12 protein-coding genes are annotated in these 13,446 nt (G+C 52.6%); 6 read left to right on the top strand and 6 right to left on the bottom strand.

Annotated elements, in window-relative coordinates:
• Window positions 1–111 precede the first annotated feature (111 nt).
• On the bottom strand, window positions 112–726 hold the full coding sequence (locus tag CPT76_RS06730; RefSeq protein ID WP_105442334.1) for an NADPH-dependent F420 reductase: 615 nt from the start codon (window positions 724–726) through the stop codon (window positions 112–114).
• Window positions 727–890: 164 nt separating this feature from the next.
• Between CPT76_RS06730 and CPT76_RS06725 the strand changes: the two genes are divergently transcribed.
• Window positions 891–1,832, top strand: coding sequence for a copper amine oxidase N-terminal domain-containing protein (locus tag CPT76_RS06725; RefSeq protein WP_105442333.1), 942 nt, complete (start codon window positions 891–893; stop codon window positions 1,830–1,832).
• A 72-nt stretch (window positions 1,833–1,904) separates the two neighbouring features.
• On the opposite strand, the gene CPT76_RS06720 is transcribed toward CPT76_RS06725, so the two are convergent.
• Together CPT76_RS06720 and CPT76_RS06715 are read right to left on the bottom strand one after the other, a co-directional pair.
• On the bottom strand, window positions 1,905–2,723 hold the full coding sequence (locus tag CPT76_RS06720) for a DUF2785 domain-containing protein (RefSeq protein WP_105442332.1): 819 nt from the start codon (window positions 2,721–2,723) through the stop codon (window positions 1,905–1,907).
• Between the two features lie 2 nt (window positions 2,724–2,725).
• Entirely contained in the window at window positions 2,726–3,301 is a 576-nt protein-coding gene (locus CPT76_RS06715; protein ID WP_181152713.1) for a TetR/AcrR family transcriptional regulator, read from the bottom strand.
• 219 nt (window positions 3,302–3,520) lie between these two features.
• Between CPT76_RS06715 and CPT76_RS06710 the strand changes: the two genes are divergently transcribed.
• Complete coding sequence (locus CPT76_RS06710) at window positions 3,521–4,528, top strand: tetratricopeptide repeat protein (protein ID WP_105442330.1); 1,008 nt, start codon at window positions 3,521–3,523, stop codon at window positions 4,526–4,528.
• A gap of 68 nt (window positions 4,529–4,596) precedes the next feature.
• The gene (locus CPT76_RS06705) at window positions 4,597–5,133 is read left to right on the top strand and encodes a DUF1697 domain-containing protein (protein WP_105442329.1); all 537 of its coding nucleotides are present in this window, start codon (window positions 4,597–4,599) and stop codon (window positions 5,131–5,133) included.
• Window positions 5,134–5,317: 184 nt separating this feature from the next.
• Here the strand turns inward: CPT76_RS06705 and CPT76_RS06700 are convergent, their stop codons facing one another.
• The 3 genes from CPT76_RS06700 to CPT76_RS06690 form a co-directional block, all read right to left on the bottom strand.
• Window positions 5,318–6,640, bottom strand: a complete 1,323-nt coding sequence (locus CPT76_RS06700; RefSeq protein WP_258168174.1) for an ABC transporter permease — start codon at window positions 6,638–6,640, stop codon at window positions 5,318–5,320.
• Between the two features lie 405 nt (window positions 6,641–7,045).
• Window positions 7,046–8,497, bottom strand: coding sequence for an ABC transporter substrate-binding protein (locus CPT76_RS06695; RefSeq protein WP_105442328.1), 1,452 nt, complete (start codon window positions 8,495–8,497; stop codon window positions 7,046–7,048).
• A 189-nt stretch (window positions 8,498–8,686) separates the two neighbouring features.
• A complete protein-coding gene (locus CPT76_RS06690) occupies window positions 8,687–9,034 on the bottom strand; it encodes a hypothetical protein (RefSeq protein WP_105442327.1) in 348 nt (115 codons plus the stop codon).
• Between the two features lie 167 nt (window positions 9,035–9,201).
• Between CPT76_RS06690 and CPT76_RS06685 the strand changes: the two genes are divergently transcribed.
• From CPT76_RS06685 to CPT76_RS41260, 3 genes are all read left to right on the top strand, one after another.
• Window positions 9,202–10,176 carry a helix-turn-helix transcriptional regulator gene (locus CPT76_RS06685; RefSeq protein ID WP_105442326.1) on the top strand — a complete coding sequence of 325 codons (975 nt, stop codon included), beginning with the start codon at window positions 9,202–9,204 and terminating at the stop codon, window positions 10,174–10,176.
• A gap of 69 nt (window positions 10,177–10,245) precedes the next feature.
• Window positions 10,246–10,878, top strand: coding sequence for a GyrI-like domain-containing protein (locus CPT76_RS06680; RefSeq protein WP_105442325.1), 633 nt, complete (start codon window positions 10,246–10,248; stop codon window positions 10,876–10,878).
• A gap of 392 nt (window positions 10,879–11,270) precedes the next feature.
• The coding region (locus tag CPT76_RS41260) for a S8 family serine peptidase (RefSeq protein ID WP_181152712.1) at window positions 11,271–13,446 on the top strand (2,176 nt) is incomplete at its 3' end.

Genomic DNA, 13,446 nt, shown 5'->3' with positions numbered 1-13,446 from the left:
TCCTCTTTCGGCTGCATCCAAACGGTTTATTGGCTTTTTGTCGTAGCTTAAAACTGGAATACTGCCTGAGATACCGTTCACGGATGAGCAATAATGGACCCGCTCCCGGATTTAAGCATCCACCGATTCCCGCCGGAGCAGGCGAAAGCCGAAGTCGCGTCCGAACAAGGGCGACAGTGCCTGCCACAGCATGCCGATCCCGGCCTCTATCCGTTCCATATTTTCGGAATCGCCGACATCCACCGGATCCAACCCGATATCGCGGGACAACCGGGCAACCGTATCCTTTGCTTCGGCATCCTCCCCGCTGATATAAACGGTGGCATTGCCCTCCTCGTATCGGGGCTGGGCAAGCACTTCCCAAGTAAGGGTATGGAATGCCCGGACAACCCTAGACTCTTGCGCCAGTCTACGCACCTCTATATCTGCCGACTGCCCGTCGAAACGGTTTGTGCAGTTGATCAAAATTTTGCCGGCCAGAGCTCCGGCTTCCGCCAGCACCCTCTCCACTTCGTCCGCCATTACGGCCAGCAGGATGACTTCGCCAAAAGCAGCCGCTTCCCGCACGGTTCCCGCCTGTGCCTGAGGGCCGGACTCCTGAAGCAGAGCTTGAATTCGCTCATGATGCGGATCCCGAGTGCCGAACATCACCTCATGCCCCTCTGCGGCCCATTTTTTCCCGAGCGTTCCACCCATGTGTCCCGTTCCGATCACACCTATTTGCATGGTCATTCTCCTTTGCGATGGATAGATTGAGGGGGAGCAACCCCCTCTCTCAAGCATTCTAATCGCTGGAGTCGTCTCCAGCGCAAGTCATGACATCAACATTTTTAATCCGGGTAACCTCTTGCCCTGTTCAGACGTCTTAGATAAAAAGGAGTGAACTTTGTATGAAAAAGATCATTGGCGCGATCACTATGGCATGCTTGCTCATGTCAGGCTCGTCTGTCTATGCAGCTGTTCCGGACAAGATATATATGGAAAATGTAGAGGTCCCAAATGCAGCACCTGTGCTGAAAGATGGGCGGGTGTTGGTCCCCTTGCGTACCTTAGCCGAATCCATCCATGCAACGGTTTCCTGGGATACCAAAACCCAGGCAGCGACCGTCCGCAAATGGTCGGAGAAGGTTGTGATTCCGCTTGGTAAAAACGCAGCTGTGGTGAAGCAGGGAGATTGGTCGACGAAAATCAAGCTGGATGTGCCTATGCAGAGAATTCACAATCAAATGTATGTACCGCTGCGATTGTGGAGCGAATGGCTGGGGTACCGTCTGGAGGTGAAGGGCATGACGGTATCGTTTCAGTCCCCGCTGAATCCGATGCAGCTGGCTGTGCTGAATTCAGGTGACCTGGCCGACGCCCGCCGGATGATGCTCGATATGAACAGTCGCCTGCATTATGAGCATGAAGCCTTGAGCAGCGAGCATACTTCCGAAGGGTTCAGCACCATCCTTCTCTTCCCTCAAGGGGTGGGCACCAGGTATTACGTCATTTCCGACAACCTGGTGTCTAGGATCGAGTTAAAAGGTGGTATGCAGATCGTCACCTGGCAGGCTCATATCTCGCCGGGCGTGAGACCTGTGGAGGAGCTGTTTGCACAGCAGAAATTTACAGACGCAACCGGACCGTTACCCTGGAAGGATACGACCTATTTTTATTACCGTGAAGGCAGCATCGTGAACATCAATACGTATACGGCGGGACGTCTGGATCCGGATGGAAAGCTGAACAAGCTGGCATATAAGCTGACGCAAGACGGGGAGATTCGGGAGCAGTCCGGAACTCTTACTCTAAAGCTCCCTGACGAGGTCCGGACAGATGTGAAGAAATGATTGTTGTGCACTGAACTCAGCCATTCTGCCGAATTTCATCTCGGTTGGGCTGGTTTAAGTGCACTTTTTCTTTTAAATCATATTTTGAAGCATCAATATGTGGCCTTCAAGATTTTTGCGGTACTCCTCACCAGCCGGGTAAAAATACAAAGTCTTGAAAAAGTTCATGACATTCGTTCTTGAGCGAAAAAAGTATAACGCGGCTCCCTCATCAGCATGAATCCGAACTAGATCATGAGCGATCCCTTGCAGCCACAGGCCGAGATTCACTTCTCCGCTATCTTTTCGATGAAGTAGAGCTATTAAAACTTGGATCAATCTTTCGTCCTCGTCGTCTGAGTAAACGTAGCCTTTGAACAGGGTTTGACCCACAACATTTAATACTCGCCAACCTGACCCATCAACAGGACTAAGCTGATGTCTTACGGCCGCTGCCAATAAATCAGCCCCATGTGCTATCGCGTGAGCCCAACCTTTCCCTTCCACATATCCTCTCGTATCCTGCTCCATTTCGAGATACTGGCAGACCCGTTCAAGGAGCCCGCTTACGGTATCTTGGTCAAGTCGGACATCATTCTGGTCTTTCTGTAATACGGCTGCAGCAGCAAGTGCCGAAAATGAACGTTTAAACACCGAATCTGTGCACACCTCACCAATTTGATGAAATAAATGGTTATCATCGGTAGCTTTAGTCAGAATGTGCTCCAGTTGGTCTTCGTTAAAAAAATCGTTATGTATCCATCGGGCTAGTGTTCCGTATATGAGCTCGTCTCGAAGCCGGGGATCAGTCGCACCGATGTTCTCCAGCATAAAGGAGATCATTTCGTTGGCCAATTCACGCGTCATCGACTCCTTTGATATGGATATTAACTCCTCAAACCGCCTTTTCAACGCTACCTCCTCCCCACTTCCACCACAGACAAAATAACCTCTGCCATCTGTTCTTCGGACATAGTCCGCGGCTCCCGCGCCCACTGAATGGCCGGACCAAAAATAGCCCAGCTAACGGCCCTTGCCCCTGCCTTAAGCTGCAATGGATCATCAAGCGGATATCCAGGATCATTCCTCATCAACCCTGAGATATAACGGGTTAATTCTTCATGGATAGTCTCCTCCAAAATTGAAACCGGTACCCTGCTGGATGGCTGCCGGTGGCTATATTTACCCTCAAAGCACTGAAGAACAGCAATAATGATCTTTCGTGCGTTCTCGCAGTTCCACGGAGAATTCGGCGAAACGGAATTCATCAGCAGCTTGCCGAAGTTGTCCCGGATGACATGTTCCAGGAGCATATATTTATCCGTGTAATGGATGTAAAACGTCCCCCGGCTCACATTCGCCCGCTCCGTGATGTCCTGTACACTCATAGCGGAAAAGCCCTTTTCCCGGATCATTTCGACGAAACCTTCCCGAAGCAGCTGACGTGTGCGCTCGATTCTACGATCACCGTTTTTATCAGTGGATGCCATATCTATCCCTCCCATAGTTGGATATCGTTCATGATCAATGACCTACTGCTGAACAATTCTTCCTTACTGTTCAAAACTGAACACTGGCTGCGATTTGTACATGGTTCACTTCCTTGCGCCGATCTAAAATTATCATATCTCAACGGACTTCTGCGAAGAAAGGGATATCGCCTAATGTTCTTGTAAATATCTACGTTCAACTATGAAAGGGGAAATTTAATGGTGGAAGAATATGCAGCAAACACAAAGCATGAAGCACAAAGTGATCTTGGCGGCAGATTCAACAACGCTATAACAGATCTGGTTGAAATCACCACGGCATACTTTTGGAATGGGCGGTCCCAGGAGGCGCTGCACATCCTGAATCAGCTTCTCCCGATCACCGGCATCCGTGAGGCGCAGCACCTGCGTCTTCCGATTTTGCTGCAGCTTGGCAAAATACAAGCCAATGAATATGTCTACACTAACGTCGATCCGGAACCTATGTTTTCTATACTGAACGAAGCCAGGCGGCTCACTGAGCAATCCAATGACCGAAAAGGCCTGGCCGATGCGCTAAGTTCCCTTGGTACGGCCCACTATTTTGTTGAACTGAATTCGAGCACAACGATCGAGAGCACCACAGGACAATATCGGGAGGCTCTGAATTACCATGAGCAGGCATTACAGCTGAGGTTCGAGCTTCAGGACAACCGCGGCATAAGCGAATCGTATTTCCAAATCGGTACCGTGTATGAACGCTGGCAAAAGAAGGAGATGGCCCTGAATTATTACGCCCAGGCAGCCCGAATCGCTGAGGAGCATCATTTTCCGTTAGAGCAGAGCGAGCCTGCCCGCCACTTTGCTTTCCATGCGTTTCAATCCGGAGACCTGGACGAAGCGTTAAGGTTTGCACAGCAAGCTTTATTCCTGCGAGAAACAGCAGGGTTCAAGCCCCATCTTCCGCTGGATCATTTGCTGCTGAGCGACATTTACCTGAAACGCGGCCAGATCGAAACGGCTCGGCAGCATGCCGAAACCGCCACCCGCTTGGGAGAGGAGATGGGATATCTAAGAACGGTGTCCTCCTCCTGCCTCACCCTCGGCGATATTGAACTCGCTCAACAAAGGGTTGATGCCGCTCGTACCTATTATGAAAAAGCTCTCCATTTAGGGCATGAACTCAAGCTCCCACTGTCCGTTCACAGAGCAGAGGAAAGGCTGGAACAGCTGAGCGATCACACGTGAATCCCTAAGCGGAATTCCAGTAAATGTATGGTATACTGTGTTAAAAAACGAAACGGGGCGGCCGATTGATGACAGTATATATCGCACTGCTGCGGGGCATTAACGTTGGCGGACATAATCTGGTGAAAATGACCGAGCTCAAGAAAATGTTCGAGGACATGGGCTTCCACGATGTCAAAACGTATATTCAAAGCGGGAACGTCTTGTTTAAAAGCGATGAAGAGCCGCATGGACTGAAGTCCAAAATTGAGCTGTTTTTGGAAAAGGCGATCGGCAAGCCGGTATCGGTCGCCCTGAAATCTGCGGAGGAAATGAAGCAGATCATCGCGGGATGTCCATATGACGCCTCTGCTCTGGGCGAAGGTGAAAGCATCCATGTCTCTATTCGCACCTCACAGCCCAGCCAGGAAGCGCTGGACAAGCTGGCGGCCTTAGACAAAGGCGGAGATGACTTTCACACCGTCGGCGATGTCGTATACCTGATGCTTCGGCAAAGTATCCGGGACTCCAAGCTTGCCGCGAATTTGTCCAAGGCTGACGCTCCGGCTACGTCGCGAAACTGGAATACGATGAATAAGCTGAACGAGCTGGCCAAAACGTTGTAAGCAGCCAGCTGCCCGTCCACTGGAAATCTATCTAACGAAAATACTATCACGTCGGAAACACCCCGCTTTACCAAAAAAAGCAGGCAAAGGAACGTTCCCGTTCCTCTGCCTGCTTTTTCACGTCTAGTGACATAGACCCGGCAAGTAGACTCGGCCTTGCCCATCTAAATACAAAACGCAACGTTTACCCCTTCGTACCTCCCTGCAGCCCAAACCCTTTGGACATAAACTGCTGCGACAAAATATACAGCACGACCGACGGAAGCGCATAAAGGACGGAGAATGCCGCCAGCTTGCCATAATCAGCCATGCCGTATTGGCCGAAAAACTGATACAGCTTGAGCGACGCCGGAAAGTTTTCCGGAGATTGCAGCAAGATGTAAGGGACGAAGAAATTGCCCCAGCTTCCAGAGAACGTAAAGATGGCCACGGTGCAGATCCCGGGGATCATGAGCGGGGCTACAACCTTGCGAATGCCGGTGAACACCGACGCGCCGTCGACCCATGCGGCCTCCTCCATATCGTTCGGCACGGAATCCATGAAGTTTTTCAGCATCCAAATGCCGTACGGCATCGAGGAAGCGACATAGAACAGAATGACGCCAAAGATGTTGTTGTACAGCTTCAGGCTGAGAAACAGCTGATACACGGGAACCATGACCGCCGTAATCGGCAGCGAAGTCATGAACAGAATGGTCAGCATAAACGGTTTCTTATATTTCATTTGATACCGGGACAGCGGATAGGCGGCCAGCAGACCGAGAATGACAACGATGACGGCTTGGCCGAGAGACATGAAGAGACCGATCAGGAAGGCGCGCTGGTTCTCGCCGTTCGTAATCACGGCCCCATAGTTCGCACCGGTGAAACGAGTTGGCATTTTCAGCGACTGCAGCGCATTGGGATCGACGGACGCGACCAGCACCCACAGCAGCGGAAGCAAAAAGCAGATCCCGATGACGGTAAGGATCAAATACGGCAGAATACGGTAGATGAGATTGCGTTGTTCGCGTTCATACGAAGTCTCTTGTTTATGCTCTTCATTGAGCGGATGTAGAACAGGCTCCGACGTTCCCGGTCCCCCGCCCGTCATCGCATAGATCAGGCCAAAAACGCCCAGCGTCTGCAGCGTGACGAGCATCATATTGGTCAGAATGGTGTCTTTTATGTAAGGGATGGTGATCCGGAACAAGATTTGCAGCCGGGAGGCGCCGTCGACGACGGCCGCTTCTTCGATCTCCGTCGGCACGTCGTCGAGTGCAGCCTGAAATACCAGCATCGAAAAGGCGGTGCCATGCCAAATGTTCGCTAAAATGATAGTCAGCATCGGTACGGTATAAAGCCAGGTCACATCGGAAATCCCGACGAAGGAAAGAATGGCATTCAGCGTCCCTTCATCGCCGAAAAAGCTGTATAAACACAGCGCGCAGACGATTTCCGGCGTGACCCATCCAGCCAATACGATGGTGCCGATGACCCGGCGAAACAGCCGGTTTTTGTGCTTCATCAAGAGCGCAATGATAAATCCGAGCACCTGCTGGCCGATGACAGCCGAGCCGATCAGGAAGATCAGCGTGTTCCAAATGCTCACCCGGACCGTGGGATCATGGAACATGCGGACATAGTTGTCGAAGCCGACGAATTTCAGTTCCTTGGCCGCTTCCCCCGTCAACGCTAGGTTGGTGAATGAATAGAAAAACGTTAACAGAATCGGATAAATGAAAAACACGAGCATGATCGCGATTGAAGGAAGCAGGAAATAGAGCCATGTATACGACTTTCTTTTTTGTACACCGAAGATACGGTCAAACTGCTCATTCAGGTTACGTCTCCTTCCCCTAAGCTGAAAATAAAACCGCTTGCCCACGCGCTTTTCCCGCTGGAAGCAGCAGCATGAGCAAGCTTTGATACGTTACTTCTCTACGATATGGTCCTCACCGACAATCCGGGTTACGTCCTGCGCGTATTTCTTCGCAGCATCCGCAGGAGAGGTTCCGGTGGCGACGCTCTCGACCATCGTCTGGATCTGCGTGGACACTTCCGGATATTTGTCCTGCGCCGGTCTGAATTCGGCATGCTGCAGGTATTCCGTGGCGATGCCGTTAAACGGCTGAGCCGTGTATTCGGGATCCTTGGCGACGTCAGCACGGACGGTAATGTTGCCGGAAGCGATGACCAGCTTTTTCGTGTTGTCCTTGTTCAAAGCGTACTTAATGAAGTCCCACGCTTCGTCCTTATGCTGCGCGTTGCTCGGGATCGACAGCGCCCATCCGCCGGCGAGCGTGATGGAACCCGGATCCTGGCCTTTGCTGGTCGGCATCGGGGCAAAGCCCAGCACGTCTTTATACTCCGGCCAAGGCGCAGCTCCGGTATCAAAGTAGTTGCCTGTAATCCACGATCCGTCGAGCGAAATCGCCAGCTTGCCTTTTGGCAAATATTCGCGGGACGCGGTGTTGCCCGCCTGGCCGTTCAGCACTTTGGACAGCGGAGGTCCGAGCTTCTCCTTGTTGACCGTTTGGATGAAAGTCAACGCGTCGATGATGCCTTGGCTTTTGATGATCCATTTGCTGGTATCGTTGTCATAGAGACGCTCCCCGGTGCCGTACAGCAGCATTTCATACGTTTGCATCGAGGTGGCTTCCCCTGTCGCCTTGCCCATGTTCATCCAGATCGGCACGACATCCTTCGTTTTCTCTTTGATCGTCCGGGCCGCGTTCAGCACGTCGTCCCACGTTTTCGGCTGCCAGTCCTCGGGAAGTCCCGCCTGTTTGAAAATCTCCTTGTTGTACCACAGTCCACGCGAATCGGTGTTGTACGGTACTCCGTACACCTTGCCGTCGCTGGCCGTAACCCCCTTTTTCATCGCCTCGATAAAGGAGCCGTTCGTCCAGTCCTCCCAAGCCTTGACCTTGTCATCCAGCGGTTCCAGGTAACCGGCGCTGGCATCGGAATTGAGAATAAACGTATCCTCCGTAACGATATCCGGAGCGGTATCCTTGGATTTCAGCGCCAGAGCCACTTTAGCAAAATAATCCCCTTCGGACGCCTGAATCGGTGTCGGCTTGATTTCCACATCCTTGTTCGGATACGATTCGGACAGCTCTTTCAGCCATTTGTAGAACGTGCCTTTCTCCCCGATTCCGTCGTCACGGTAAGTGATCGAGATCGTCGTTTTCGTCTTGGCGGTTCCTTCGCCTGAAGAATCCGTATTGCCGGTAGTCGTGGTCGTGGTCGTAGTCGTATCCGTTCCCGGCTCCGCCGTCTTCGTGCCGCCACTGCCGCTTGAGCAGCCTGCCATCGCCACCGTTAACGCGCAGAAGAGCGCGGTGGATCCGAGCAGCCATTTCTTTTTCCCTTTGACCATGCTTGCCCCTCCTTTTTGATGTAAAGCCTTGAGATCTCTGCCTTGAAGCCTTGGAGTAAAGCGCTTTACTATGTATGTGTATTAGCATTTCAGGTTTTCATAACAACATTTTGGGGATGGCCGGACAGAACCAAATATACGGGATCAACAAAAAGACTGCCCTTACCCGGGCAGCCTCCTATCTCGAAGTTATATTTTATCCACATGCAGCAGCTTGATTTGCTTGACCTCGTACGTATTCTCCAGCCTCTCTTCCGGGATAACACGCAGGCGGACCAGACTGGAAATTTTCGATCCGTCCGCCTTGGACATCAGTCGCCACAAATCCGGGTCCGGCAGCGCTTCGTACAGCTTCTGGTCGTCGTATTCCTTGCGGATTTGAGATACCAGCTTCACCTTATAGGCTCCAATCTCCAGCTGATCGGCCTGCTGCGTTTCACAATAGGCTGTAATTTCTTCGCGTAGCTGCTTCAATTCCTGCTCCGTTTCTCTCTGCCGCTGCTTCAGCAGGTAATACCTGTCTACGATCTTGTCCATCTTCCCACTCCCTTCTACCTACACCATATGTGTGCTGAAGCGGTTTTAGGATCGATTTTGCATCGCGGACGCGCCCATGGTACTGTGGGAATATCATACAAACGGGGAACGGATGAATATCCCATTTTTTGTATTGTTACTATGAAAATGGAAGGCTGGCTCATCATATGCCCAAACTGGATTACATGCTGTCGCTGCTGTGGCTTTTGCGGTCGAGGGGGAAAATGACGGCGGAACAATTGGCCGAAGCGTTGGAAGTCAGCGTCCGCACGGTCTACCGTTATGTCGACCTCCTATGCCAGAGCGGCGTTCCGGTCGTCGCGGAACCGGGTCATGGGGGCGGATTCACGCTTCCGGACTCCTTTCGGGAGTCGCCGCTGTTTTTTGACACCAATGAATTGAAAGCGATGGCTCACAGCGCGCGGATCGCTTCCCAGGCAGGGTATCCGTTTGCGGAAGCTCTGGAACATGCGCTCGATAAAATCAGCCACCGGCTGAATGAGGACCAAGGAGAAGAATTAAGGCGCCATCAGGCCGGGCTGGAAGCCGTCCCCTATTCAACAAGCCGGGAGATTAAGCGGTTACTTTCCGACCTTGAAGAAGCGGCCGCCCATTCCCGTGTGTGCTGCATTCAATATGCCAACACGACTGGAGATGCTGAGCGAATGCGCCGCATCCATCCCTACCGCCTGGCTTACCGGACGAACCGCTGGTATATCGCCGCTTACTGTGAGCTGCGCGGTTCCGTCCGAATGTTTCGCGTCGACCGGATCGAACAGCTGAAGGTAACGGATGAAACGTTTGAGAGGCCGGAGGATGTTACGTTTACTGATCTGGCCAGGGATACTTTGGCCGGTCATTCGAAAACGGATGCATCCTGGGTTACGGTGCGAATTAGCGGTGATTCGGATGTTTTGGAGTCCATCGGGAATCAATATTTCGTGCAGCCGTTTCTGACCAAACACGCGGACCGGGAGCTTCGGTTTGAAATGCCGCCCTCCGTGATGCTGACCTATATGCCCCACCTTCTTCTTTCCTTCGGTACGCTGGTATCTGTGCTGGAACCATACATGCTGGGAGAACGGATCGCCGAACTTTGTCACGAAATTGCCGAACATCATACAAGCCCTAAACTTCCCTGACAATCTAGCTGTCAGGGAAGTTGTCGTATGATGCGGTTATCCTGTAATACAAGAAAGGAGTATAACCTTATGAATTTGGATAACCGCAAGCTGGATTTGACTAAAGCGTACCCCTCGTATTATTCCGCCCCTCAAGTCCCGCAAAAATGCTATTTTGATGAGATCCCCTATCTCACGATTGACGGCGAGGGCGATCCAAACGGACCAGGATTTGCTGAAGCGACCGAAGCCCTCTATACCGTAGCTTATGGCATAAAAGGGATGTATAAACAGGAGGATCAGGATTTTACCGTAGCGAAGCTCGAAGGACTCTGGTGGGCCAGGTCCCATTCCGGACAAGACGCTATGTACGCTTCAAGGGATGATTGGATGTGGAAGCTGCTGATCCGAATGCCGGACTATGTATCGGCCGAACGATTCGAAGAAGCCCGGATGCTGGCTGTGAACAAGAAACCGCATCTTGCCCCCCTTCGCTCCGTGAGCTTCGAACGCTTGTATGAGGGCGATTGTGTGCAGATGCTGCATGTCGGTCCGTTCAGTACCGAGCCGGAAACGATCCGGCAGATTTTCGAGTATATTGAGGCCCAGCGCCTGACACCAAAGGGGCGGCATCACGAAATTTATTTGTCGGATCCGCGCAGAACACCTCCCCATAAAATGAGAACCATCCTGCGTCATCCAGTCATCCAGCAGGAGAACTGATCAGGTCCTCCGAGCCCCGCAGGGGGACTTTCCGATCCTCTTGGCCTCCCGTCTCATGGGAGATCAAGAGGATTTTTGTCTTTCGGCCTTTCGCATTTCCCTCTTTCTTTAGTCCTACGATAACGATTCTACAAACCTATCTAACCGATGGGATAACGCAAAAAATATCCGTTGTGCCACAGAAAGCGCCGTTTTGGAGCATTTCGACACCTCTCCTCGACAGCAAACGCCCACCCTGCCCAAAGTACCTATCAACCTTTTGTCTCATCCCAATAGAATGCAAAAATTGTAAAATAAAAAATGTATTTTACTAGTGTTCAATTAGTTACGCGCAAAGGAGGATCGTTTTTTCGGCATGATTTCCTATCTCATTCGATAAAGGAGGACATCTTTTGAAAAAAGGTTCATCGACCATCCGTACTTATTCGACGCTGTTGTTAAGTGCCTTGCTGGCTATTGGTGTCGCCTATCCGAACGCCAGCGTGTCGGCGGCTGCCGCACCCGATCTCCGCTCGGCCGACCATTCGGCCATTCATCTGGAATCTTCCCTACGCCAAGGGGACTGGAAGCTCAACCCTCCGGCCCAAGGCACCTCATCCCCTGTTCAAAGCCTGGCAGCTGCGGCGCCGGATGAGCCCCAAAACTTCGTAGATCCATCGAACAGCAGCGAACCGGTAACGGTCATCGTTCAGCTGAAGAACGATCCGCTTAAGGTCTATGAGGCCAAACCGGGAGCACAGGCCCGTTCATCGCTTGGAAGCTACAGCAGCATATTGAATCAGGAGCACAGCGCCTTTAAATCGGCAGCTTTATCGAAAACCGGCGCCAAGTTCAAACGGGAATATTCCAAAGTTTTTAACGGTTATTCCGTGACGCTCCCGGCGAACGAAGTGGACAAGCTGCTGACACTGCCGAACGTTAAAGCCGTCTTCCCGAATGAGGAAATGCATGCCCTGCCGGTTGCGGACGGGCATGAAATGACGCCGAACATGGATGAAAGCGCTCCGCTGATCGGTGCGGAAGACATGTGGGATTCGGGATATGACGGAGAAGGCGTTAAGGTCGGCGTCATTGATACCGGTATTGACTACAACCATCCTAGCTTAAAGGACGCCTACAAAGGTGGATATGACTTTGTCGACAACGATGCCGATCCGATGGAGACACTCCCGGATCCAAGTAAGCCGCTCGACAGCAATGGCAACACCTATGATACGTATCACGGAACGCATGTCTCCGGAACCGTTGCCGGACGGGGTGACCCTGAGCACCCCGATGCAGGCAAGGGCTGGGTCCGCGGCGTAGCCCCGGGATCGGATCTGTACGTATACCGCGTACTCGGTCCTTATGGCAGCGGCTCGACCGAAAACGTCATTGCCGGGATTGAAAAGGCGGTCAGCGACGGAATGGATGTCATTAACCTGTCGCTGGGCTCCAATATGAACAACTCGTATACGCCGGATGCCATCGCAGCGGACAACGCGGCGCTGGCAGGAGTCACCGTCGTTATCTCCAACGGCAATGAAGGACCGGATGCGGAAACGGTTGGCAGCCCGGCTGCGGCACAGCTGGCCATTTCCGTTGGCGCCTCGACGCCGCCGCTCCAAACGCCGATTTTCACATCCGATACCATCGGCATTACGTACGCCCAGCTGGCGGCGACATCGCCGAAGTTGGAAACGGAAGGCGCGGACTTGGAGCTTGTGGACGCCGGCCTCGGCCGTACTTCCGATTACGCCAACATTGACGTCAAGGGCAAAACGGCGTTTGTGCAGCGCGGAGAAATCTCCTTCGCTGAGAAAGCGCAAAACGCGGCCGCCAACGGCGCCGTGGCCGTAATCATTTACAATAACGTGCCAGGCGAAATCGGCGGAGCTACGTTGAATGGCGCCGAAGACATCGTGCCAGCGTACACGATCAGCCAGGAAAGCGGCCAGAAGCTGAAGAGCGAGATTGCCAAAGGCAATAACCACGTAACGTTCGGCTATAAAGCCGAAGTCGACCTGCTCGCAGACCTAAGCTCCAGAGGTCCTGCTCTGCCGAACTATACGATCAAGCCGGACATTACCGCGCCTGGCGTGGGCATCAAGTCTTCCATTCCAGCGTTTGGCGGCGACTATACCAACGCTTATGAGGAACTGCAAGGCACAAGCATGGCCGCTCCGCATGTGGCGGGTTCGGCTGCCCTCATGCTGGAGAAGACGCGCGAAGAAGGTCTTCAGCTGAAGCCGGATGACGTGAAGGCTCTGCTTACGAACAATGCGGTTCTGATCAAAGACCGGGATAACCGTGAGTATGGCACCAACGAGCAAGGCGCCGGCCGCGTTGACCTGAAAAATTCTTCCGAGGCGGATGCCATCGTTAAGGTGGAAGAATCGCTTCCGGCTCAGCTTCAGGACGATACCCACCAAACCTCGTACTCCGGCAGCATTTCTTTCGGTCTGCAGGGTGCAGGAGCGGACGTCACCCGCAAGCTGACGGTGGAAAATATTGCGAATACGGATCAGTCCTATTCGGTTGAGGTCAAATGGAATCATGGCGGAGGGCCAGTGTTGACGCCGGCAGCGG

Source organism: Paenibacillus sp. AR247 (genome assembly GCF_002968895.1).
Taxonomy (GTDB): domain Bacteria; phylum Bacillota; class Bacilli; order Paenibacillales; family Paenibacillaceae; genus Paenibacillus_AQ; species Paenibacillus_AQ favisporus.
Note: the sequence above shows the minus strand (reverse complement) of the source record. Positions and strands in the feature narration are given on the sequence as shown.

Excerpts from the sequence above, each read along its gene's own strand:
- CPT76_RS06730 (WP_105442334.1), bottom strand. The coding sequence starts at position 726 with ATGCAAATAGGTGTGATCGGAACGGGACACATGGGTGGAACGCTCGGG.
- CPT76_RS06725 (WP_105442333.1), top strand. The coding sequence starts at position 891 with ATGAAAAAGATCATTGGCGCGATCACTATGGCATGCTTGCTCATGTCA.
- CPT76_RS06715 (WP_181152713.1), bottom strand. The coding sequence starts at position 3,301 with ATGGCATCCACTGATAAAAACGGTGATCGTAGAATCGAGCGCACACGT.
- CPT76_RS06710 (WP_105442330.1), top strand. The coding sequence starts at position 3,521 with ATGGTGGAAGAATATGCAGCAAACACAAAGCATGAAGCACAAAGTGAT.
- CPT76_RS06705 (WP_105442329.1), top strand. The coding sequence starts at position 4,597 with ATGACAGTATATATCGCACTGCTGCGGGGCATTAACGTTGGCGGACAT.
- CPT76_RS06700 (WP_258168174.1), bottom strand. The coding sequence starts at position 6,640 with ATGAAGCACAAAAACCGGCTGTTTCGCCGGGTCATCGGCACCATCGTA.
- CPT76_RS06695 (WP_105442328.1), bottom strand. The coding sequence starts at position 8,497 with ATGGTCAAAGGGAAAAAGAAATGGCTGCTCGGATCCACCGCGCTCTTC.
- CPT76_RS06690 (WP_105442327.1), bottom strand. The coding sequence starts at position 9,034 with ATGGACAAGATCGTAGACAGGTATTACCTGCTGAAGCAGCGGCAGAGA.
- CPT76_RS06685 (WP_105442326.1), top strand. The coding sequence starts at position 9,202 with ATGCCCAAACTGGATTACATGCTGTCGCTGCTGTGGCTTTTGCGGTCG.
- CPT76_RS06680 (WP_105442325.1), top strand. The coding sequence starts at position 10,246 with ATGAATTTGGATAACCGCAAGCTGGATTTGACTAAAGCGTACCCCTCG.